The organism is Flavobacterium aestuarii (assembly GCF_040049115.1).
Taxonomy (GTDB): Bacteria; Bacteroidota; Bacteroidia; order Flavobacteriales; family Flavobacteriaceae; genus Flavobacterium; species Flavobacterium aestuarii.
Genome location: NZ_JBDLZZ010000003.1, coordinates 175774 through 199096 on the forward strand (window position 1 = coordinate 175774; position 23323 = coordinate 199096).

Consider the following 23323-nt stretch of genomic DNA (forward strand, 5'->3'; position numbering starts at 1 on the left):
TGATAAATTTTCAAACATGATAAGACCAGAACTTTTTTTAGAGCCTAAAAAAGAAATCTCTAAAAAAGAGTGAAAGGTATAATATTTTATATCATGCTTTAATTCTTCAAAAGATGAAGAAGTATTGCAGCTCGTGCATAAGCTAGTATTATCCTTGTCTTTTTCCATACATGCCACTATAGTGGGCGCTGCCAGAAAAAAAACGAATAACAACAATACTATGCTTGCAAAAATTTTCATGTGGGCAAAAATAGCGGATAGGATTTGAACAAAAAAATTAGTTCTACAAAATTAATCTAATTTTAACACAAATAAAACAGCCTAAATATCACAAAAGATGTTTAGGCCATCAAGCAAAAAACAGTTGCTTATAAATTCTCTTCCAGCCATGCTTTCATCATCCAGATGGTTTTTTCCTGCTCGACAATAAAATCACTCATTAATGAATTTGTTCCTTCATCATTGATATCAGATGCTTTGTTAAGAATATCTCTTTCTATTTTTAACAGCTGAGAAAGCGAAGTTACAATTAAATGAATACCCGTTTCATCATTTGAAATATTCTTTCCAACTGGCAGCTGATTGAATTTTATATAGTCCTCAAAAGTATGCAGCGGCCTGCCTCCCAGCGTCAGCACTCTTTCGGCTATCAGATCTATTTTAAGCTGAGAGTCATTATACAATTCCTCAAATTTAAGATGTAAATCAAAAAAACGTCTGCCTCTGATGTTCCAATGCAGACCTCTCAAACTCTGATAATAGATTTGATAATTCGCCAGCAGAACATTTAATTCGACAATAATAACTTCTGATTCCTGGATTGGCAATCCTAATGCATTTACTTTCATATTTTTAATTATTTGTCTCTCATTAATTGAGATTGTGTGTTTTATTTTTTATTTGACCAAAATTATGCAATAAACCAAAAAACACCCATAAATTAAATTGATTGTTTTTATATTTGCATAAAAATATACTATCTAATGACTATCACTCAACTTAAATATGTACTAGCTGTAGCTGAACATAAAAATTTTACCCTGGCCGCCGAAAAATGTTTTGTTACTCAGCCGACATTGAGTATGCAGATTCAAAAAATTGAAGATGAATTGAATATTCAAATCTTCGACAGAACAAAAAAACCAATCCAGCTTACCGATATTGGCCAGAAAATTGTATCCCAAGCCAAAAACATTGTTAATGAAGCCGATAGGATCCAAGATATTGTAGAACAGCAGAAAGGCTTTATTGGCGGTGAATTCAGGTTAGGCATTATCCCGACCATCATGCCGACTTTATTACCTATGTTTTTGAATAATTTTATTAAAAAATATCCAAAAGTAAAATTAATCATTGAGGAGCTGAATACCGAAGAAATAATAACAAAATTAAAGAATGGAAATCTGGATGCAGCCATTGCTGCAACACCTCTGGAAGATGAAAAAATAAAGGAGATTGTTCTATACTTTGAACCTTTTGTAGCCTATATTCCTGAAAATAATGCCAACTTTAAAAAAGAAGAAATTGAGGTTGACGACCTTAATATAAATGAAATTTTATTATTACAGGACGGGCATTGTTTTAGGGACGGGATTTTGAATTTATGCAAAAACAGGAACGAAGACGGCCTTAAGTCATTCCAAATAGAAAGCGGCAGTTTTGAAACACTGATAAAACTAGCCGATGAAGGTTTGGGCACAACGTTGCTCCCTTATTTGCACACATTGGATCTGAAGGAATCAGACAAATCAAAGCTTAGGCATTTTAAAGAGCCTAAACCTGCCCGTGAAGTAAGTTTGATTTACCCAAAAAGCGAATTAAAAATTCAGATTATTGATGCCTTAAGAAATACAATATCTGGAGTTGTAAAAGGAGCAATAGTTTTTCAAAATGTTCAGATTATAAGTCCGCTTTTAAAGAAATAAAAAAAGGAACCAAATAGGTTCCTTTTCTAATTCTTTCTACCTCGCATTTTTAATACATATTTTCAGTCTTGGTTTAATTCGTAATGAACTAATGCCCTTTCTAAATATGCTTATACGCTAAAGGTAATAAGTTTTTTTATTGCTTTTTTCAATTCTTTTAAAAAAGTAAAAGATCGAAGCTCACTCTTTCGAGAAACCAATTTTGGAATAATCATAATTACAAAAAAGGTTTAAATAGATTGTCTTAGTAAACAGTGCAAAAGTATTGAAATTATTCATTGCAGCAAACAAAAACAATCCATAAAATACAATATAAACCGATAAATTACCTATTTTATAATTTTATTGTAAGTTAAATATTCATTTTAATTAGAATTATCCAATTAAAAATCAAATTCACAAAAAAAGAGGAACCAATTTATGATTCCTCTTTTTATTATGGATTTACAATCACCAGACACTGTTTTAATTCGGGTTTTTCAATTGTGAAGTCAAATAGCCATTCTCTCAATTGATCCAATTCAAAAGGCAACAGTGTTCTAATTGCTTTTTCTAACTCTTTACAGAAAAGTACTGGGTCAAAACTCACTCTCTCCAGCACTGATTTTGTGTAATCAAACATTATTTTAGACATAATAAATTAAGATTTTTGGGGTTATATCTCGATTAATAATAGTGTAAATGTACATTATTTTTCAGATACAAAAGCTTTTTTTAACACCGAAATATGAAAATTATAACGATTTCGCCTATTGTGCTAATAAACAAAGCAGCTTTCAAAAAAAACTCATTTTCTGGCTCTGAACATTTCTCTTTTTCCAGGAGGTCCAGCGAGTTTTTCTACGGTAAAACCAGCCTCAATCATGTTTCTTTTAATCACCCCTCTTGCTGCATAAGTCACCAATACAGAGTTGTTTTTTAATGACTTGAACATTCTTTCAAAGACAGAAACACTCCATAATTCGGGCTGGACACGAAATCCAAAAGCATCAAAATATATTAAATCAAATTTTTCTACATCATCAATATCTTGAAAAAACTGCTTTCGTTTGGTCAAGGAAAAACTTTCAGACAGATTATTTTTTTCCTCCCACTTCTGGGCATGCATTTTATCAAAAACTGCTTTATGTCCTGTAGCATCAAGCTCTTCTGGATAATTCATAGACATCAGTTCGCCATCTGAAATTGGATATGCCTCCACTCCTGTATAATCGATAGTCTGCCCTAATCCTTCAGCTTCCAGATAAGTAATAAAAGCGTTCAAGCCAGTTCCAAAACCTATTTCAAGAATAGAAACTTTTTGATCTGGAAATAAAGCCAGCCCATTTTTAATGAACACATGTTTTGCTTCCTGTATGGCACCATGTTTTGAGTGATAACATTCGTCCCATTCTTTGATATGAATTGTTGTAGATCCATCTGATGTGCGTATAATTTCTCTTTCCAAAGTATTGTTTTTGAGTTGATGCAAGTATTACTGTTACAATATTGCTTTCAAAATTAAATAAAAGAATTTCTTATCGTTATATAAAAACCGTATTTATTATATATTCAGCAGAATTTAACATCAATTTTTAAATAAAATTATACAATAATTAAATCACAGTTAAAACCCATAATTAATGATTTTTTGACAACAATTTATCTGATTTTTATTTAATTTTGCAATCAACGATAAAGGATACAGAAAATTTATCTTATATACTGATTTTAGCAACTAAATAACTCTTTTTTTAATACTATAAGCAATTATTATGAGTACCACTCAAACTAACAAAATAGAAACGATAAAGGCTTCTGCAACAAAAATAAATGGTGTGGATTTTGACCATTTAAGTTTTGGAGCCGTATTTACAGACCATTTATTAGAATGTGATTATATTAATGGAGAATGGCAGCAGCCGGTCATTAAGCCGTATGCTCCACTTCAGCTTGATCCATCTGCGAAAGTCTTTCATTATGGTCAGGCTATTTTTGAAGGAATGAAAGCTTATAAAGACGTTAACAATGATATTTGGCTTTTTAGGCCAGATGAAAACTACAAGCGCTTTAACAGTTCGGCGGTAAGAATGGCCATGCCTGAAGTTCCCGAATTTGTTTTCATCGAAGGTTTGAAGCAATTATTAAAATTAGATGAAGCATGGGTAAAAAACGGAAACGGAAGTACGATGTACATCAGGCCTTTTATGATTGCCACTGGTGCTGGAGTTGTAGCCAACCCATCAGAAGAATATAAATTCATGATATTATTATCTCCTGCAAAAGCATATTATTCTGGAGAAGTAAAAGTATTAATTGCTGAACATTTCAGCAGAGCTGCAAATGGAGGTATTGGCGCAGCAAAAGCCGCAGGAAACTATGCCGGGCAATTTTACCCTACAAGTTTAGCTAACAAGGAAGGATTCCAGCAGGTAATCTGGACTGATGATGCTACACATACTAAACTGGAAGAAGCCGGTACAATGAATGTGTTCTTTAGAATAAATGATACTTTATTAACTGCTCCTGTCAGCGAAAGAATCCTGGATGGTATTACTAGAAAAAGCCTTATTGATATGGCCATAAAAGAAGGAATTAATGTAGAGGTTCGCCATGTACTGGTTTCTGAATTGGTAGAAGCTTCCCAAAAAGGAACATTAAAAGAAATTTTTGGAGCTGGTACTGCAGCTGTAGTAAACCCAATTGCGGGCTATTCATACAAAGAAGTTTATTATGAACTGCCAAAGATCGAAAACTCTTTTGCTTCTTTATTGAAAGAGAAACTGACTAATCTTCAAAACAAGCTGACCGAAGATACATTTGGCTGGACTGTTAAAGTATAGATCGCAGATCGCAGATCGCAGATCGCAGATCGCAGATTTACAAAAAATCCCAATTGCTATTGGGATTTTTTATTTACTACAAAAGTATCTTGGAAAAATCTGGCTTGAAATAATTTGGGCCTTTCATTACTTTTCCATCTTCTCTATAAATTGGATTTCCATCTTCGCCCAATTTACTCATATTGCTGCGCTGAATTTCATCAAAGACTTCTTCAATTTTATACTGCAGGCCGTGTTCTATGATAGTACCGCAAAGAATATACATCATATCACCAAGAGCATCAGCAATTTCGACTAAATCATTATTTCTGACTGCCTCAAGGTATTCTTCGTTTTCCTCCTTCATTAGATTATAACGGAGTTCTTTTTTACTATCTCCCAAGTCTGCAATTGGAGATTCACTATGCCCTATCCTGAATGCTGTGTGAAATTCTTTTACTGCGTTGATTTGTTTCTGCATCTTTACAATTATTGATTTGAAATGGAAAATTAACAACTATTTCTAAACTATTGCCTAAATTTGCAGAAAATTTTTCAAACATGTTCAGTCAAGGCCAACTCATATTTGCTCTCTGTTTTTTTATAACTTTTGTCATCATAATGATTTTTGCATATCGAAAAGACGCCAATCTTCATAAAGTTTTTTATAAAGGAAATTATAAAATCCTGATTGGTTTTCTGGCATTTATAGGTCTTTTATTTGTCATCAAGATTTATTTTAAACATTAAAAAAAAGATGCTAAGTTGCTAAGACATTAAGATTCTAAGACAATTAAACCTTAGAATACTAATTACTCAGAGACTTAGCAGCTTAGAATGAGGAACTTTAATCCTTAATTTTCTAAAGGTAAAAATCCATATTTTTTAGAATATTGCAGCATTTGCTCTGCAAAGGTTTTTGGCTGTTCAATCATGATTGAAATAATTTCGCCTTTAGCATTTAATTTAGGAACCAGAACTGGATTCACAAAACCACTATATGGAGCATCTGGGAATTGTTTATTACGTTCCAAAATCTCTGCATGGAGTTTTTGATCCACTTTTACTCCATGAGTTTCAACCAATGCTTTTCCAGCTTCGTAATCACCTTCCGATTTAATTCGCTGTACTTCTTTCAGCAATTGCCCAAACAGATCATGCAGTTTATCATAATCGGTAATATTAAAATAGGTTTTACCATTGCGGGTAATTTTTTCGATAACATTATCATTCTTCCCTTTTTCAAAAACCCAGGCACTCACCCACTGGCGGTTTCTCATGTGTGCTTCTTCGATATTTGCTCCTAATTCCAAACGTACTAATTGCGTCATTAATCCGTTTCGGATATAACCATCATAGCATTGCATTCCAAGCTCTTTCCAATTATCTGTCAATCCAATCTCTTGAATTTTTGGGCTGTATAGATAATATAATCCAACTAAGTCTGCTCTGCCTTCTTCCAGTGTTGAGGCATAGTTTTTCAAAGTTTCTTTTGGAGTTCCCACTCCTTGATTTATCTGTCCTGATGCATGACCAACTACTTCATGCAGAGAAGTATGTAATTTACCGCCCAGCTCTCCATATTTTTGTGCTAATCTAATTTCTTCCTCATCATTAGCAAATTCCTGCAGCCTGCCCTTACCGCCAGCTTTAGAATAAGAATCGATAATATTGCCAAGTGAAACCGACTTAGATCCATGATCAGCACGAATCCAATCTGCATTGGGTAAGTTTACCCCGATTGGTGTACTAGGAGATGCATCGCCCGATTCACCCGCTACAACAACCGTTTTATAGGAGACACCAACAACTTTTTTCTTTTTATGTTCGGGTGCTAACGGCGAATTATCCTCAAACCACTGCGCATTGCTTGATACTACTTCCATTTTTTTAGACATGTCAAAATCCTTAATCTGAACAATGCCTTCATAAGACCCTCTATAACCCAATGGATCATTATACACTTCGATAAAACTGTTGATATAATCAATATTTCCTTCTGTAGCCTGCAGCCAAGCAATATTATAATCGTCCCATGTTTTTAAATCGCCTGTTTTATAATATTTAATCAAAAGACCTATTGCATCGCCCTGCTTTTTATTCTCGGCAACTTTTTGAGCTTTTTCTAACCAAAATATAATCTTATCAATCGCAGATCCATACATTCCGCCACTTTTCCAAACCTTTTCTTCTAATTGCCCATTTGCATTGCGGACTAATTTTGAATTCAATCCAAAAGAATATGGTTTTTTTGGATCCGGACTCTTTTTGCTGGCATAAAAAGCTTCGACTTCTTTCTGAGTGATTCCTTTATCATAAAAGTTAATCGCAGAACCTTCAAGCAAGCCTTTTGAAATATCAAGATTTACTTTTTTTGAATCAACATCATTAAATAAAATCTCGACAATTTCTGGAGACAAAGCCGTTTTGGTATCTGTCAATAGAGTTTTGAAATACGTAATCGAAAAATCGGGCTTAATTTTATCGTTTGAATAATGATGATGGATACCGTTTGAGAACCAGACTCTTTTTAAATAAATTTCAAAATTTTTCCAATCGGCGCTGTTTTTATCACCTTTGTAATTCTGATAAATATCTTCTAATGCTTTGCGGATTTTCAAATTATATTTATAATGCTGATCCCACATTATATCTCTTCCTGAATTTCCTGCTTGTGTCAAATAATAAACCAGTTCCTGTTCCTTTAAAGTCAGATTTTCCCAGCCAGGAATCTGGTAACGCAATACTTTTATATCCGAAAACTGCTCGACAAAAAAATCGAAAGGCATATTTTCTTCAACCTTAGCCACCGCCTTTTTATCATTTTGCGCATTCCCTACAGCGGAAACAGCAAAAGCCATAAAAAGGCCTATGATCTTAACTAATTTCATTTTTATACTTTTAGATATTAAACAAATAAATACCTAACAAATATACCACTTCTTTAAACAAATAATAAAAACAAATCCAATAATGATTAATAATTTACATATTTATCAGCTGCCATAAGAGTTTTTTATAAGCCAATACACAATATATTGAACTTCCTTTTTGTTTTGTATACTGTTACAATAATTACCAATGGAACTCCATAACATTTTATGAATTGAGATTGTAGTATAATTAATTAAATTTCTAACTTTACAACAGAAAACCATTGACCCAAATTATGAGAATTTTAAAATATCTTTTTCTTTTATTCCTATTAAGCCTTGTTGCGCTCACAATTTATATTGCAACTCAAAAAGGTGATTTTACAGTAGAGACCAGTAAAGTGATCAATTCTCCAAAAGCAACGGTTTTTAATTATGTAAATGATTATAAAAACTGGCCAAAATTCAGTTCCTGGATATCCGGAGACACATCTATAAGACCTTCATTTTCACCCTCCACTATTGGCCGTGGGAGTTCATTGACATGGGAAGGAAACAATGAAGCTGGCAATATTCAAACTTTATACACAAAAGGCAATGACAGCATCGTTCAGAAAATGGAATTTGACGAAACTTCTTCAAATGTGTATTGGAGTTTCAAGGACACTGTAGGCGGAACAAAAGTTACTTGGAAATCCGTAGGGAAAATGGATTTCATGCTGAAAGTGAGTTCTTTTTTTAACTTAGGTACAAAAAACACCTTAACAAAAGTCTACGACAAATCTCTTGCAAATCTGGATAAAACTTTAAATCTTGAAAACTCAACTTTCAGCGTAAAAATAAATGGAATTGTCAAGAAACTTGAAACCTATTATCTAAGACAATCATTTACCAGTAAAATATCTGACATCTCTAAGAATGCTAATGCTGTATTCCCTAAAATCATTACTTTCTGCAAGCAGAATAACATTATACAGAACGGAAAACCATTTATAATTTACCATACTTACGACACTATAAAAGATTTAACAAGAGTTTCTTTTTGCGTCCCAATAAAAGAACAAATTTTTACTAGTGAAGGAAGCGAAATCCTGGCAGGAAAATTAGAGGCTTTTGAAGCACTAAAAACAAGTTTAAGCGGAAACTACACCTATAAAAATAAAGCTCTCGCCGAAACTGAAGCTTACGCTGCAGCTAAAAATATTCTGACAGGTACAGCATTTACGCATTTGGAAATTTTCACTAAAAGCAAGATTGAAAACTTAAGCCCATCAAAATGGCTGACAGAAATGTATTTCCCTATAAAGCCTAAGGTGGTGGTACCTGTATATAAAAAGATTATAAGAGACACCTTAGCACCTCCGCCTAGCCCTAAAAAACAGGAAAACGAATTTGATTTTTAAATAATTTAAATCAGATTAAACCTTTTCTATTTTATAGCATCCAAGTTTAAAAAAAAGCAAATTGCAGGACGAAAAGGAATTTATTTTGAGTCTATTGAATCCGCAAACGCAAAATCAAGCGTTTCAAAAACTCATGCAAGACTATCAAAAACCTTTGTATAAGCATGTGCGTAACATTGTTTTGAGTCATGACGATGCCGATGACGTTTTGCAGAATACATTTGTAAAAGTTTTTCAAAATTTAAAAAATTTTAAGGGCGAGAGCAAATTATTCACATGGATTTACAGAATTGCTACCAATGAGGCATTGACTTTTTTAAATCAAAAAGCAAGAAAAAGCGGGATATCATCAGCCGAATTACAAAACAAAGCAATTGAAAACCTAAGAGCCGATGTTTATTTTGAAGGTAATGAAATTCAAATTAAATTACAAAAAGCTATTGCCCAATTGCCCGAGAAACAGCAATTAGTCTTTAAGATGAAATATTTTGAAGATTTGAAATACGAGGAAATATCAGAAATATTAAGAACATCAGTAGGTGCGCTAAAAGCTTCCTATCATCATGCCGTAAAAAAAATAGAAGCTTTTGTAACAGCCAATTAAACCATTTTAAGATTAATCAGTCCAATTCACAAAATAAAATATTATTGAAGCTCACATCAGCAGAATTGGCTATTTCGTAAAAAACAATACACATGAAACCATTTAAATTAGAGGACGGAACAAAAATAGAATCGGGTTTTAAAACCCCCGAAAACTACTTTGAAAATTTCCAATCCAGCTTAATGGAAAAATTAACCGCAGAACCAGTCGCCAGAGAAATTAAAGTCATATCAATTTTTAGAAAAAGAAAAGCAGTTCTTTTATCTATTGCTGCAATTTTAATTCTTGCATTAATGACTCCAATAATTTATCAATCCTATTCAAAAAGCAAAGATCTGGATGCCGCAACAATTGAAAACTATTTAACTGAAGAAAGCCATTTAAATCAAGACGAAATAATAAGAGAAATTGAACCCGAAAGCAATGTACTTATTTTAGACACAAAAGAAATTGAAATGCAGACATTAGAAGACATGCTCGCTTCCAACCCTAATATTGAAAATCTGGTTATTGAAAATTAAAACTTTTCAAAAAAAATGAATAAACTTAAAACAGACATTATGGACTTTAAAAAAATCTATCCTATACTTTTTTTATTTTTATCCTTTAGTGTTTTCGCTCAAAGCGAAAAATTTAAAGAGAAGAAAGAAAAAATAAAAGCAATGAAAGTAGCTTTTTTGACTACTGAGCTTGACCTTACACCTAATGAAGCTGAAAAATTCTGGCCTCTTTACAATACATTTGATGACAAACAATTTGAATTAAGGCATCAAAAAATGAAAAGCTATTTTAAAAGAATGCAGGGCGAAAATCTTGATAAATTGTCAGAGAAAGAAGCCAATGCACTTTTGAATCAAATGGAGGATAACGAAGAAGATTTATTTAATCTGAGAAAAAAATTTGTAAGCAGCCTAAAAGAAATTCTCCCTGCAATTAAAATTATAAAATTAAAAAAAGCAGAAGAAGATTTCAACAGGAAACTATTGCAGCAGTATAAAGAAAGACCTAATAAATAATTTTATTATTAATTCAGAAATTCCCAATTTATAATTGATTTTATTAATTGGGAATTTTTATTTGAAGAGGATACGGATCATTTTGTTCCGGCCAGCAGCAATTGCAGTATTTTTGTTTACAAACCTGATAGTGTACAAAGCTGGATCTGTGCTGAGCTGTACCCAGTTTTGCCCTCCATCATGAGAGTAATGCAATCCTGTTGCACCAACTGTTATAATTCCTCTGCCTTTACTTTCTGGAACATATTGAACACAAGAGGCAAAACCAAATCCTGTGTTATCTGCAATAAGCTTCCATGTTTTTCCGCCGTCATCTGTTATGGCTTTATTATCAAAATTCTGGCTGGGAATTTCATAATTGCCTCCAGCTGCAAAACCTTTTTCTGCGTCATAAAAATCAGCTGTGAAAATACCCGTCATCTGTTTGCCCTGATCAATAGGTGTTTTATGACTGCTCCAGGATTCCCCTTTATCAGATGAATAAAAAACTCTTGCTTTTTTTCCTCCCGAAACAATCCATGTATCATTTCCTTTTATAATAATGTTTGTATTACTAGCTGCGAAATGTGCTTCACCGTCAAACAATTCAGGAAGTTTACTGTCGAGAATTTTACTCCAAGTAAATCCTCCGTCAGCCGTTTTTAGAATACAAAGCTTATTTGTAACAGGATCGCCAATTGCAATACCCTCCTTATCATTCCAGAATTGCATACTATCATAAAAAACCTTTTCGTTTCGTTCTTGGTAAACCAGTTTAATATCTTTCCCGTCCTTAGTTATTCTATACAACAATGCCGGATTAGCAACACTAAGAACATATATAAAGGTATTGGTTTTTGCAATACTCCGGAATTCGATCTTCAGTGTATCTTCAACAATTATGTTTTCAAATCTTTTATTGAGTTTCAGATCATAAAAGCCAAATCTGTTTTTGTCACCTGCGTACCAAACCTTGTCCTTATCCACAACTATTGCCCTTATACTTATTTTATCTTCAAATAAGGTATCAATTTGAACGGTACGGAAACCTGCATTAGTAATTTTATTTTTATTTAAATTTTGAGCTTTCACAAAACACAAACTGCTTAAAAACAAAAAACTAATAACTATTTTATTCATCATAAAACATTATTTTTAATCAAATATATAATTTTATTTAAGATACGTTACCAATAAAACACATTTGTGGCACAGTTGTTGTGTACATGATAATACAAACCAATTAATTTTAAAAACATGAAAACCCAAATACAATTAGCCATTATCACCATCTGTTTTGCTTTCCAAATGCAGGCACAAAATAGAACCACAATAAACGCTATGAATTCAGATATTAGCGACAATCTTGATTTGACCGCAGTATCATCTATTTTTGGCGAATCACAAAACTTAAATGATTTTGAAAGACGTCTGAATGATCCAAAACTTCAAATTTCAAATTTAGATTTAAATAATGACAATCAGGTTGATTATTTAAGAGTAATAGAATCCGTAGAAAACAGTACACATATTATCATTATACAATCAATACTTGGCCGTGATCTATATCAAGATATTGCTACAATAGAAGTAGAAAAAGACCGAAGCAATAAAATTTCAATCCAAATTGTCGGGAATTCATTTATTTACGGACAAAACTATATTTATGAACCGCAATACTGCTTAACGCCACAAATTTACGCTTCATTCTGGACGGGTTATTACAGACCATATTATTCAGCTTGGACCTGGAATATTTATCCAACATTTTATGTAGCATGGAATCCATATCCAGTATATCAATACAGACAAAATGTTTATAACTGCGTAAATTACCGCAATACATACACTTATGTAAATTACAGAAGATGCTACAGAGCACCAGCAATCTATACTTCGTATAGCTGTAATACTTATGAAAGAAGACATCCGGAATATGCCTTTTCTAGAAGAAACAGCAGCTATTCAAATCATTATGAATTAAATAAAAGAAGATACAGCACGGATAACCGTGATAGAAATGAGGTAGCTTATTCCAGAAACAATTCTAACTATTCATCAAGAAATAACAATAATTATAATAACTCATCAAGAGAATACAGCCAAAATAGAACAAATTCATCGAGATCAAATAAATCTATAATTGAATATCAAAAAGACAACAATTCTGGCAGAATCAGTTACCCAAGAACCGTAGGTACAGAAAGAACAGAAACTCAGAAAGAATATAATCAAGACAGAAGAAATTCTTCTGGAGAAAATTACGCTCAAAGAGATTATTCTCAAAACGCAAATAATGTTTCAAGAGAAAACGTACAAAGAGAACTTCCTCAAAGAGAGTATAACCAAAACAGGGTAACTGTTTCCAGAGACAATTATAACAGAAAAGAGTACTCACAAAACACAAATTCTTCAAGAGATAACAACGTACAAAGAGCACAATCTCAAAGGGATTATTCTCAAAACAACGCTGGAACTTCTAGAGAATATAATTCACAAAGAGATCATTCTCAAAACAGAAACAGTTCAACAAGAGAAAATACTCAAAGAGCTGAACCACAAAGAAGCAATGAATATGCTTCCAGAGGCAATAACAGAAGAATTTAAAATAAAAATGCATCATCGTACAAAAGAGGCTTAATATTAACATATTAGGCCTCTTTTATTATTTTAATAAATAAGTACTTTTTTATTATTGAAAAATAGTAAATTTGACCCAGTTTTTTATACAAATAATAGATGAGCGCAACGCACAAAGACCTCCATAGCAAATTAACTTTAGGCGGTTTATTAATTTCTTTAGGAATTATTTATGGAGATATTGGTACTTCTCCATTGTATGTAATGAAAGCCATACTTGGCGAATATATAATCAATGCAGATGTCGTTTTAGGTGGTGTATCGTGTGTGTTCTGGACACTAACATTACAAACAACAATAAAATATGTTCTCATCACATTAAGTGCAGACAATCACGGTGAAGGCGGAATATTTGCCTTGTATGCCCTGGTTAAAAAAACAAAAATAAAGTGGCTTATAGTCCCTGCAATTATTGGAGGAAGTGCCCTGCTTGCTGACGGAATTATTACACCGCCCATTTCGGTATCTTCTGCCGTCGAAGGGGTGAGAAGTTATTTTCCTCATATTAATACTGTTCCTATTGTTATAGGCATCTTAGTAATATTATTTATCATACAGCAATTTGGAACCAAACTGGTTGGAAAATTCTTTGCACCAATAATGCTGATCTGGTTTGCAATGCTTGCTATAATTGGAGCAAGCCAAATCTCCTTACATCCAGAAGTTTTCAAAGCTATTAATCCGTATTATGCTTATCATTTATTAAGCATACACCCAGAAGGCTTTTTTGCATTAGGTTTTGTATTCCTGTGTACCACAGGAGCCGAAGCTTTATATTCAGACATGGGGCATTGCGGAAGAAAAAACATCAGAATAAGCTGGATTTTTGTAAAATCAGCTCTGGTTTTAAATTATTTTGGACAGGCTGCTTATTTAATACACCACGAAGGTGTAACATTGCAATCTTTAGGTGGCGATTTTGCCAATCCATTCTACTTGATAATGCCGTTATGGTTCAAACCTTTTGGAATTGTTATTGCTACAATGGCAGCAGTAATTGCATCACAAGCTCTTATTTCGGGTTCTTTTACACTAATTAATGAAGCAATGCGATTGAGCTTCTGGCCAAAAGTCAGAATCAAATACCCAACAGAACTTAAAGGGCAATTATACATCCCTTCAATAAACTGGCTGCTGCTTATTGGCTGTATCGGAATTGTACTGCATTTTGAAGAATCCAGCAATATGGAACATGCTTATGGCCTAGCCATTATATTATGCATGATAATGACCACAGTACTATTGAACTTTTATTTAATAATGAAACGGGTAAAATGGTACTTTTTTGTTCCTTTGATTACCATTTATCTTTGTATTGAATTAAGTTTCCTTGCTGCTAATGTCACAAAATTTGCCGAAGGCGGTTATGTAACACTTTTTATAGCAATAATCCTGATAAGCATAATGACCATTTGGTACAGAGCCAAGCAAATTAATAAGAGCTATACCAAATTCGTGAAAATTGATGATTATAAAAAAGTTTTGAGCGAACTGAGTTCTGATTTGTCAATTCCAAAATATGCCACTCATTTGGTATATATGACAAATGCTAACCGTTCTGATGAAATAGAAGAAAAAGTAATGTTTTCTATCTTGCAAAAAAGACCTAAAAGGGCCGATATATACTGGTTTGTTCACGTAAATATTGTGTCTGAGCCTTATAAAACAGAATATAAAGTAAGAGAAATCCTTAAAGACGATTTATACAGAGTAGATTTCAATCTTGGATTTAGAGAGCCTACCAAAATCAACCTGATGTTTAGAGAAGTTATCAAAGATATGGTGAAAAATGGTGAGGTAGATATTACCAGCAGATACGAATCACTTAACAAAAACAACATTATCGGGGATTTTAAATTTGTATTATCTGAAAAATTCTTATCTCCTGACAGTGATTTATTATGGCATGAAAAATTAATTATGAACTCTTATTTCCTAATTAAAAAACTAAGCTTATCCGAAGAAAGTGCTTTTGGTTTAGACAGCAGTTCTGTAAAAATTGAAAAATTCCCAATGGTTCTCCATCCACCGGAAAACATTGGGCTAACGAGAGTCTTCGTTAAAAATTAAAAAATTCAAAACACTGTTCGCAAAACAGTGTTTTTTTTTGGTTAAAATTTAAAATTTGGTTTTGACCAATAAATAGTACCTTTGCAATTCAATTATTTAAAATGAGATTACACAGAAATTTAGTTTATACTACTATTGATGCACTGAACGCTATTTTCAACGAAGGAGAATATGCCGATAAAATAGTAGCAAGATCCCTGAAAAAAGACAAACGCTGGGGAAGTTCGGATAGAAAATTTGTTGCCGAAACCATCTACGAAATCGTACGCTGGAAAAGATTATATGCTGAAATTGCCGAAGTAAAAGAACCTTATGACAGAGATAATCTTTGGAGAATGTTCTCTGTCTGGGCAGTTTTAAGAGGTTATCCGATTCCTGATTGGAGACAACTGGAAGGAACTCCTGAAAGAAAAATAAAAGGCCGCTTTGATGAACTTTCAAAAATAAGAGCACTAAAAGAATCTATTCCGGACTGGATGGACGAATTAGGCGTAAAAGAACTGGGCGAAAAAATCTGGGCTGCAGAAATTGCTGCACAAAACCAGCCTGCAAAAGTAATCTTAAGAGTAAACACTCTTAAAACAACCAAAGAAAACCTAAGAGCAGTTTTGATGGATTTAAACATTGAAACTGAGTTCCTGAAAGATCAGCCTGATGCATTAGTTTTAAAAGAAAGAGCCAATGTTTTCCTGACTGATGCTTTTAAGCAAGGTTTTTTTGAAGTTCAGGATGCCAATTCACAATTAGTTGCTCACTTCTTAGACGTAAAACCAGGCATGCGTGTCGTAGATACATGTGCAGGCGCTGGAGGAAAAACACTGCATATTGCTTCTTTGATGGAAAACAAAGGACAATTAATCGCAATGGATTTGTACGAAAGCAAATTAAAACAATTAAAGCTTAGAGCTAAAAGAGATGGTGCTTTTAATATTGAATATCGCATTATTGACTCAACCAAAGTAATCAAAAAACTGCACGAAAGAGCAGATAGAGTTTTAATTGATGCACCGTGCAGCGGTTTAGGTGTCCTTAAAAGAAACCCAGATTCTAAATGGAAATTAAAGCCTGAATTTATTGATAACATCCGTAAAGTTCAATCGGAAGTATTAGAAAGTTATTCTAAAATTGTAAAACCTGGAGGAAAACTAGTTTATGCCACCTGCTCTATTTTGCCATCAGAGAATCAGGAACAGGTTCAAAAATTCTTAACTACTGAAATAGGAAAACAATTCAATTTCATAGAAGACAAAAAAATATTAGCCTCAGAATCTGGTTTTGACGGATTTTATATGGCTTTATTGGAACGTAAAGAAAATTAATAAAAAAAAATAGAGAATAGAATAAAGATATTTAGACTCTCATATAACAAAAAATCCTCGATAGTTTCGAGGATTTTTTTATGCTAATTTGTCTTTTATCTTTCTTCTATTCTCTATTTTCTCACTAGTCATTCATAGAAATCAGAAACTCATCATTAGTTTTAGTCTGTTTGAAACGGTCATTAATAAGTGTCATTGCTTCGACAGGGTTCATATCTGAAAGCATTTTTCGCATAATCCACATTCTCTGTAATGTTTTCTGATCCAGCAATAAATCATCACGTCTGGTACTTGATGATGTCAAATCAATCGCTGGGAATATACGCTTATTGGCAATCTTACGGTCTAACTGTAATTCCATATTTCCAGTTCCTTTGAATTCCTCAAAAATTACCTCATCCATCTTGGAACCTGTTTCAGTCAAAGCAGTAGCAATAATACTTAAAGACCCACCATTTTCTACATTACGGGCCGCTCCAAAAAAACGTTTTGGTTTTTGCAGTGCATTGGCATCAACACCACCGCTCAAGACTTTACCAGAAGCTGGCTGTACTGTATTATAAGCTCTTGCTAAACGCGTTATGGAGTCCAAAAGAATTACAACATCGTGGCCGCACTCTACTAAACGTTTTGCTTTTTCAAGAACTATATTAGCGATTTTCACGTGTTCCTGAGGCTCTCTGTCAAAAGTAGAAGCTATTACTTCGCCACGCACACTGCGCTGCATATCAGTAACCTCCTCAGGACGCTCATCTATCAATAAAACGATCAGGTAAATTTCAGGATGATTAGCTGCGATTGCATTGGCAATTTCTTTCAACAGCATTGTTTTACCTGTTTTTGGCTGTGCTACAATCATACCACGCTGCCCTTTTCCTATTGGAGAAAACAAATCGATAATTCGGGTCGAAATAGTACTCTGCTTTTCGGCTAATTTAAATTTTTCAGAAGGAAAAACCGGGGTTAAATGCTCAAAAGAGACTCTATCTCGAACTACTTGCGGGTCGTGTCCGTTAATTTTCAAAACACGCACAAGAGGAAAAAATTTCTCACCTTCTTTTGGAGGGCGAACCACTCCTTTTACAGTATCACCTGTTTTTAGACCGAACAAACGCACCTGGGATGTCGATAAATAAATATCATCAGGTGAAGCTAAATAATTATAATCAGAAGAACGCAGAAAGCCATAACCATCAGGCATCATTTCAAGAACACCTTCGCTCTCAATGATTCCGTCAAATTCAAAATCAGCATCTTTGAAATTGCTTTTTTTGTTTTTAAAATTAGGATTCTGGTTTGGATTTTGATTTTGATTCCCGTTTGGATTGGAATTCTGATTTTGGTTTCCATTTGGATTGGAATTACCATTTTGATTTGGGTTAATCTTGTTATTTGGATTCTGCCCTTTTTTATTTAATTGGTTCGGATTTATTTTTTTATCCGTAATCGTCGTACTTTCAGTTTTCTCAGCAGTTTCTTCTGCGATGCTTTCTGGAGCAGTTTCTTCAGCTGTATTTGCTTCTTTCAAAGCTTCTTTTTCTCTCTGCAAAGCCATCTTTTTTTCATATGCAGATTTACTGAATTTTACAACTTTAGTTCCTTTATCGGAAGCGCTTTTGTCATCATTGGCAGAAGTTACATCTGTGGCAATAATTTTAGCTTTTTTTTCTGAGGAATTTATAATTTTCGGAGTTTCCTTTTTTTCTTCATGCTGCAACAGTTCAGGGGCATCATTCGACTGAATTGTTTCCTTTTTTTCTGCAGCAATACGTACTCTTTTCGGCTTTTCGACTGGTTCATCCTTAGTCGTCTCGGCAGATTCAATACTTTTTGCCTGATGCTCCAAAATAAGACTAATTAAAGTATCTTTTTTTACACCGTTGAATTTAATGGTTTTAGCCGTTTTAGCTATTTCTTGAAGCTCAGAAAGCTTCAAATCTTTTAATACAGAAATATCAAACATGAATGTTCTATGTGTTTAATTAATTTTGGAAAATAATGCAAAAGATTTTTTAGGTAGTATCTTATTTTAAATAACCCGCAGTATGAAGTGCTTACGGTAATGTGATGCAATAATACAAATAAAATTTATCATACAATAGTATTTATTAAAAAGAAAATATATTTTTGTACAAGAATATTAAGACATGATACAACGAATCCAGACCATATATCTGATTATTGCCTTTTTGCTTGTTGGCGTTTTGCCATTCGTTTTTCCACTTTGGACTTTGAGCGATGGGAAAGATTATTTTTCTATGCAAAGCCAGGTTTATTCCATTTTGCTTGGTTTAAGCACCGCAATAACTGTATATAGCATTATATCATTTAAAAAAAGACAAACTCAATTTGTTGCTAACAGATTGAATATCGTATTAAATTTGATTTTGTTAGGATTGTTTGTATATCATTCACTAAATTTATCTGGAGAAGCAGCTGCTGTTTCTGAGAAAGGTATTGGGATGTTTCTGCCTGTCTTGGCTATCGTTTTTTTAGTTTTAGCTAACAAGGCGATCAAGAAGGACGAAGATCTTGTAAAATCTGTGGATCGATTGAGATAAACCTATAAAATTTAATTTATTAATGTGCGAAGAAATCCCGAATGTAACAGTTCGGGTTTTTTTATTAAAAATCCTGATTAAATTTATATTAAAAAATAACATGATTAAAAATGTTTTTTTTATAAATTTGAATACAGTTATTAATACCTATGACAAAGAATATTAGAATTCATCTTGCCGATGATCACCAAATAATTATTCACGGAATCCAAACCTTACTCAATACAGTTCCAAATTTTCAAGTTGTTGGTTTTTCACTTAATGGAACTACAGTTTTTGAAGATGTTACCAAAAATAAGGCGGATGTTCTAGTTCTTGACATTAGTATGCCCGAAAAAGATGGTATTGAAGTTGTTAAAGAATTTGCAGAAAAAGGATTTCCTTGCAGAGTAATCATACTTTCCAGCTATGATGATTTAAAATTAATTAAAGAAATCATGGATTTAGGAGTAACTGGCTATTTAACAAAACAATGTGCTGGCGACAGTATTATTGAAGCAGTACAGGCAGTTGCTAATGGCGAAGAATATTTTTGCGAAACAATCAGAGAAAAAATATTCAGCCATGCCACAAAAAACAATCCAAAACTCAATACGTATAAGCCAAATGTAAACCCATTATTGACCGAACGTGAAATTGAAATTATTATTTTGATTGCACTTGAGTATAGCGGGAAAGAAATAAGCGAACAGCTTTTTATAAGTACTAATACTGTAGAAACGCATCGAAAAAATATCATGAAAAAACTAAAAGCCAAAAACACCATTGGCATAGTAAAATATGCCATGAATAACCATTTGATTATATCATAATTCAAAAAAAAACTACAACTCATTATATTTATCGATCCAATAAAAATATGTTTCAAATCAGGTTTCGGGTATTAATATCTTTCTTATTTCTAATCCTTTTTAGCCAAACCTCACTTGCTCAAAATAAAGCCCTTACCTATATCGAAATAACTAATTTACTGAAAGATGCCAAATCTAACAGAATTAATGGCTTTTACGAACAATCACTATTAAAATCGAGAGTAGCATTAGAGCAATCCATAAAAATTAAAAACAACGATTTAATTGCTAACTCTTATCTCATAATTGCTTCCAACTTTGACGAGCTGACAGAACCGCTGAAAGCTTTGCATTATTACAATTTAGGGCTTTACTATGTTAATAAGACCAATAACTATGCCTTAAAAAATCAATTTTATAACAATCTGGGAAATATCTATTGTTTTGACAAAAAGCAATATGATAAAGGAATTTACTATTATCAAAAGTCATTACAGCAAAGTCAAAAGATACTGGACAAAAAACAGATTTTTTTCACAAAACTCAATATAACCTGGGCTTATTTTGACATTGGACAATTTCAGGAAGGACTCCCTTATTTGGAGTATATCAATAAATATCAGCCTATATTTGGAAGCGAATCTTCGATTGTAGCACTAAATATGCTGAATGGCATGTATTTTAATGAAATTAACGAAAATGAAAAAGCTGATTTTTATTTCCAAAAAGCAATTGAATTAGGCAATGCTGGAAATGAAAAATCGGATTTATCATTTGCTCATTTAGAATACTCTAAATTTTTAAACAAAAATCTTCAGCCCCAAAAAGCCTATGAAAATCTATGTCTTTTCAATAAGATAACTGAAGAGCTGCATATTGAAGAAAAATTAACCAAGGCCAATATTGTAGGCATCAATCTGGAAATTGATCATTATAAAAGAGAAATAGATAAAATTGAAACTTCTTATAAAAACAAGCAGGATATATTGATTGAAGAGCAATCCAAAAATAAAAAAATAGTAATTATAGTTCTTCTTATCCTAATCTGCACTATTATATCTTTCTATTATTTTTTCCAAAACATACATTTAAAACAAAAAAATAAGCTGATAGATATTCAAAGCAGAATTCAGGAAAGAATCATCAACGCCTCTATTGACGGACAGGAATTGGAACGAAAAAAAATCTCAACGTTTTTGCATGACAATATAAGCGCATTACTTTCGTCTGCTGGTCTGCACCTGAATGTTTTTACTTCCCTGCAAAAAAAACAGCCCGAGGAAATAAGCAAAACCAAAGAAATACTTGAGGAAGCACACAAACAGATCCGAAACTTATCTCATGAGCTGATGCCAGCACTCTTAGTACGCTTTGGGCTATTGTATGCTCTGGAGGATCTATGTGAAAAAACATCCAATTCCCGAATTAAGATTGCGTTTAACTCTTTGATTAAGATCAAAAAAAGATACAATGAAGATTTCGAAATGAAATTATATTTTATAATTGCCGAGTTAATCAACAACATCGTAAAACATAGTAATGCAACGCATGCTTCTATTAACGTTGAAGAAACTGAATCATGCCTGATTATACATGTTACAGATGATGGAACGGGCTTTAAAAACAATCAGTTTGAAACTTATGAAGGATTTGGAATAAACCAGATCAGAGCCCGAATCAACAATATGAAAGGCGAATTTGTTATTAATTCTGCTCCCAATAAAGGCACAGCCATTTATTTGAAAGTTCCTATTGAAGATTAATAAATTATGCTTTCTTCCCTATTTCTACAATTTCCAGATCTTTAATGGCCTCGCCGTCAATCACAAAACGAAGCATCGTCCTTACCTGATGAAAACCACTTTTTCCTGCAGCACCAGGATTCATGTGCAGCAGATTATTTTTTTTATCAAATATTACTTTTAAAATATGCGAATGCCCGCAAATGAATAATTTTGGAGGATTTGATGCCATCTCATCTTTCAAAGCGGGATTGTATTTCCCCGGATAACCGCCAATATGGGTAATCCAGACATCAACGCCTTCACAAAAAAAACGGTTATGGAGCGGAAACTCCAAACGTGCCTGAGCATCATCAATATTACCATACACACAGCGCAGAGGCTTCAGTTTTTTTATAGTATCAGTAACAGATAAATCTCCAATATCGCCGGCATGCCAAACCTCATCGGCCTGATTTGCATATTTCAAAATCGTATCATCTATATGACTGTGTGTATCTGAAAGGAGAAGAATTTTTTTCATTTTTTTGGAGCTATTTCCCGCTATCCGCTATATCTTTTCCTTTTTAAAGAAAAAAGAAAAAGGATGTCGCTGCTATCGGGGCTAGGAGATTCAAGCAAAAATAGACATTCTGCTTTTAAATAAAAAACTACCATTGAAGATACATTCTTTGTAAATTTGCCAATATTAATTCTTTCATTGCACACTTTTCAGCATTACAAGCTGAATACTGAACACTGAATACTGAACACTTACTTTGAGGTATTTTATAAAACTAGCATACAACGGAACCCATTATAACGGTTGGCAAATCCAGCCAAACGCTCCCTCTGTTCAGGAAACTATGAACAAAGCATTTTCGATTATTCTTAGCTCTCCAATTAATCTCATGGGGGCAGGCAGAACAGACACGGGAGTTCATGCCAGAGAAATGTACGCCCATTTTGATTTGGAAAAATCTTTTGACATTCCGATCACTATTCACAAACTCAATTCTTTTCTTCCAAAAGATATTGTAATATATGATATTTTCCCAGTTGCTGATGAAGCACACACCCGTTTTGATGCCACCAAAAGAACATACGAGTATCACATAAATACTTTTAAAGACGCATTCCTTCATGAACAAAGCTGGTATTTTCATCAAAAACTGGATTTGGATTTAATGAATAAAGCTGCAAAAATATTACTGAAACATACCGATTTTCAATGTTTTTCCAAAGTCAATACCGACGTTAATACTTTTGACTGCGAAATATTCGAGGCATTCTGGACTCGAGGCGAAACCGAACAGAGCGGAGCTAAAGAAAACAATGGCAGGTTGATTTTTACCATTTCGGCCAATCGTTTTTTAAGAAATATGGTCCGTTCTATAGTAGGAACACTAATTAATATTGGTTTACATAAAATTACTTTGGATGATTTTGAACAGATCATAAAAAGCAAAAGCAGAGAGAAAGCAGGCTTTTCAGTTCCTGCACATGGTTTATATCTGACTAAAATTAAATACGATTTTGAAAAAATTAGAAAATTAGATAATTTGACAATTAGATAATACCCAAAAAACCATAAACAACAAACAATTAACTTATAAAGTC

At 33.1% G+C, this 23323-nt stretch carries 21 protein-coding genes; 13 read left to right on the forward strand and 8 right to left on the reverse strand.

All coding sequences use genetic code 11. The features are described 5' to 3' along the window. Positions 1-368: 368 nt before the first annotated feature. Positions 369-848: a Dps family protein gene (locus ABEG11_RS04380; RefSeq protein WP_348822980.1), complete on the reverse strand. Its 480-nt coding sequence runs from the start codon at positions 846-848 to the stop codon at positions 369-371. Between the two features lie 135 nt (positions 849-983). Here ABEG11_RS04380 and ABEG11_RS04385 point away from each other — a divergent pair, with 135 nt between their 5' ends. Continuing rightward, entirely contained in the window at positions 984-1925 is a 942-nt protein-coding gene (locus ABEG11_RS04385) for a LysR substrate-binding domain-containing protein (RefSeq protein ID WP_348822981.1), read from the forward strand. Positions 1926-2361: 436 nt separating this feature from the next. Here ABEG11_RS04385 and ABEG11_RS04390 read toward each other — a convergent pair whose 3' ends face one another. Further along, positions 2362-2559, reverse strand: coding sequence for a hypothetical protein (locus tag ABEG11_RS04390; RefSeq protein WP_348822982.1), 198 nt, complete (start codon positions 2557-2559; stop codon positions 2362-2364). A gap of 153 nt (positions 2560-2712) precedes the next feature. Further along, positions 2713-3372 carry a tRNA (5-methylaminomethyl-2-thiouridine)(34)-methyltransferase MnmC2 gene (mnmC2, locus tag ABEG11_RS04395; protein ID WP_348822983.1) on the reverse strand — a complete coding sequence of 220 codons (660 nt, stop codon included), beginning with the start codon at positions 3370-3372 and terminating at the stop codon, positions 2713-2715. A 307-nt stretch (positions 3373-3679) separates the two neighbouring features. On the opposite strand from mnmC2, the gene ABEG11_RS04400 reads away from it, so the two are divergent. Beyond that, the gene (locus tag ABEG11_RS04400; RefSeq protein WP_348822984.1) at positions 3680-4747 is read left to right on the forward strand and encodes a branched-chain amino acid aminotransferase; all 1068 of its coding nucleotides are present in this window, start codon (positions 3680-3682) and stop codon (positions 4745-4747) included. A 76-nt stretch (positions 4748-4823) separates the two neighbouring features. Here ABEG11_RS04400 and ABEG11_RS04405 read toward each other — a convergent pair whose 3' ends face one another. Beyond that, positions 4824-5207 carry a pyrophosphohydrolase domain-containing protein gene (locus ABEG11_RS04405; protein WP_348822985.1) on the reverse strand — a complete coding sequence of 128 codons (384 nt, stop codon included), beginning with the start codon at positions 5205-5207 and terminating at the stop codon, positions 4824-4826. Between the two features lie 373 nt (positions 5208-5580). Beyond that, complete coding sequence (locus tag ABEG11_RS04415; RefSeq protein ID WP_348822987.1) at positions 5581-7617, reverse strand: dipeptidyl-peptidase 3 family protein; 2037 nt, start codon at positions 7615-7617, stop codon at positions 5581-5583. Between the two features lie 278 nt (positions 7618-7895). On the opposite strand from ABEG11_RS04415, the gene ABEG11_RS04420 reads away from it, so the two are divergent. The 4 genes from ABEG11_RS04420 to ABEG11_RS04435 all read left to right on the forward strand — a co-directional run bounded on the left by ABEG11_RS04420 (position 7896) and on the right by ABEG11_RS04435 (position 10622). Then, positions 7896-9002, forward strand: coding sequence for an SRPBCC family protein (locus ABEG11_RS04420; RefSeq protein ID WP_348822988.1), 1107 nt, complete (start codon positions 7896-7898; stop codon positions 9000-9002). 61 nt (positions 9003-9063) lie between these two features. After that, positions 9064-9606: an RNA polymerase sigma factor gene (locus ABEG11_RS04425; protein WP_348822989.1), complete on the forward strand. Its 543-nt coding sequence runs from the start codon at positions 9064-9066 to the stop codon at positions 9604-9606. A gap of 92 nt (positions 9607-9698) precedes the next feature. Further along, positions 9699-10127, forward strand: a complete 429-nt coding sequence (locus ABEG11_RS04430) for a hypothetical protein (protein ID WP_348822990.1) — start codon at positions 9699-9701, stop codon at positions 10125-10127. Positions 10128-10142: 15 nt separating this feature from the next. Next, positions 10143-10622 carry a sensor of ECF-type sigma factor gene (locus tag ABEG11_RS04435; protein ID WP_348822991.1) on the forward strand — a complete coding sequence of 160 codons (480 nt, stop codon included), beginning with the start codon at positions 10143-10145 and terminating at the stop codon, positions 10620-10622. Between the two features lie 57 nt (positions 10623-10679). Here the strand turns inward: ABEG11_RS04435 and ABEG11_RS04440 are convergent, their stop codons facing one another. Then, a complete protein-coding gene (locus ABEG11_RS04440; RefSeq protein WP_348822992.1) occupies positions 10680-11744 on the reverse strand; it encodes a WD40/YVTN/BNR-like repeat-containing protein in 1065 nt (354 codons plus the stop codon). A 114-nt stretch (positions 11745-11858) separates the two neighbouring features. Here ABEG11_RS04440 and ABEG11_RS04445 point away from each other — a divergent pair, with 114 nt between their 5' ends. The 3 genes from ABEG11_RS04445 (at position 11859) to ABEG11_RS04455 (ending at position 16630) form a co-directional block, all read left to right on the forward strand. Then, on the forward strand, positions 11859-13208 hold the full coding sequence (locus ABEG11_RS04445; protein ID WP_348822993.1) for a hypothetical protein: 1350 nt from the start codon (positions 11859-11861) through the stop codon (positions 13206-13208). A gap of 132 nt (positions 13209-13340) precedes the next feature. After that, positions 13341-15311 (forward strand): KUP/HAK/KT family potassium transporter, encoded by a 1971-nt coding sequence (locus tag ABEG11_RS04450; RefSeq protein ID WP_348822994.1) that lies wholly within the window; start codon positions 13341-13343, stop codon positions 15309-15311. Between the two features lie 101 nt (positions 15312-15412). Then, positions 15413-16630: an RsmB/NOP family class I SAM-dependent RNA methyltransferase gene (locus ABEG11_RS04455; RefSeq protein ID WP_348822995.1), complete on the forward strand. Its 1218-nt coding sequence runs from the start codon at positions 15413-15415 to the stop codon at positions 16628-16630. 124 nt (positions 16631-16754) lie between these two features. Here ABEG11_RS04455 and rho read toward each other — a convergent pair whose 3' ends face one another. Next, positions 16755-18593: a transcription termination factor Rho gene (rho, locus tag ABEG11_RS04460; RefSeq protein ID WP_348822996.1), complete on the reverse strand. Its 1839-nt coding sequence runs from the start codon at positions 18591-18593 to the stop codon at positions 16755-16757. Between the two features lie 184 nt (positions 18594-18777). On the opposite strand from rho, the gene ABEG11_RS04465 reads away from it, so the two are divergent. The 3 genes from ABEG11_RS04465 (at position 18778) to ABEG11_RS04475 (ending at position 21745) form a co-directional block, all read left to right on the forward strand. Then, positions 18778-19191, forward strand: coding sequence for a DUF4293 domain-containing protein (locus ABEG11_RS04465; protein WP_348822997.1), 414 nt, complete (start codon positions 18778-18780; stop codon positions 19189-19191). Between the two features lie 149 nt (positions 19192-19340). Next, positions 19341-20003 carry a response regulator transcription factor gene (locus ABEG11_RS04470; RefSeq protein WP_348822998.1) on the forward strand — a complete coding sequence of 221 codons (663 nt, stop codon included), beginning with the start codon at positions 19341-19343 and terminating at the stop codon, positions 20001-20003. Between the two features lie 47 nt (positions 20004-20050). Further along, positions 20051-21745 (forward strand): tetratricopeptide repeat-containing sensor histidine kinase, encoded by a 1695-nt coding sequence (locus ABEG11_RS04475; protein WP_348822999.1) that lies wholly within the window; start codon positions 20051-20053, stop codon positions 21743-21745. A 4-nt stretch (positions 21746-21749) separates the two neighbouring features. Here ABEG11_RS04475 and ABEG11_RS04480 read toward each other — a convergent pair whose 3' ends face one another. Then, entirely contained in the window at positions 21750-22247 is a 498-nt protein-coding gene (locus tag ABEG11_RS04480; RefSeq protein WP_348823000.1) for a metallophosphoesterase family protein, read from the reverse strand. Positions 22248-22482: 235 nt separating this feature from the next. Here ABEG11_RS04480 and truA point away from each other — a divergent pair, with 235 nt between their 5' ends. Beyond that, positions 22483-23280 (forward strand): tRNA pseudouridine(38-40) synthase TruA, encoded by a 798-nt coding sequence (gene truA / locus ABEG11_RS04485; RefSeq protein WP_348823001.1) that lies wholly within the window; start codon positions 22483-22485, stop codon positions 23278-23280. The last annotated feature ends 43 nt before the right edge of the window (positions 23281-23323 follow it).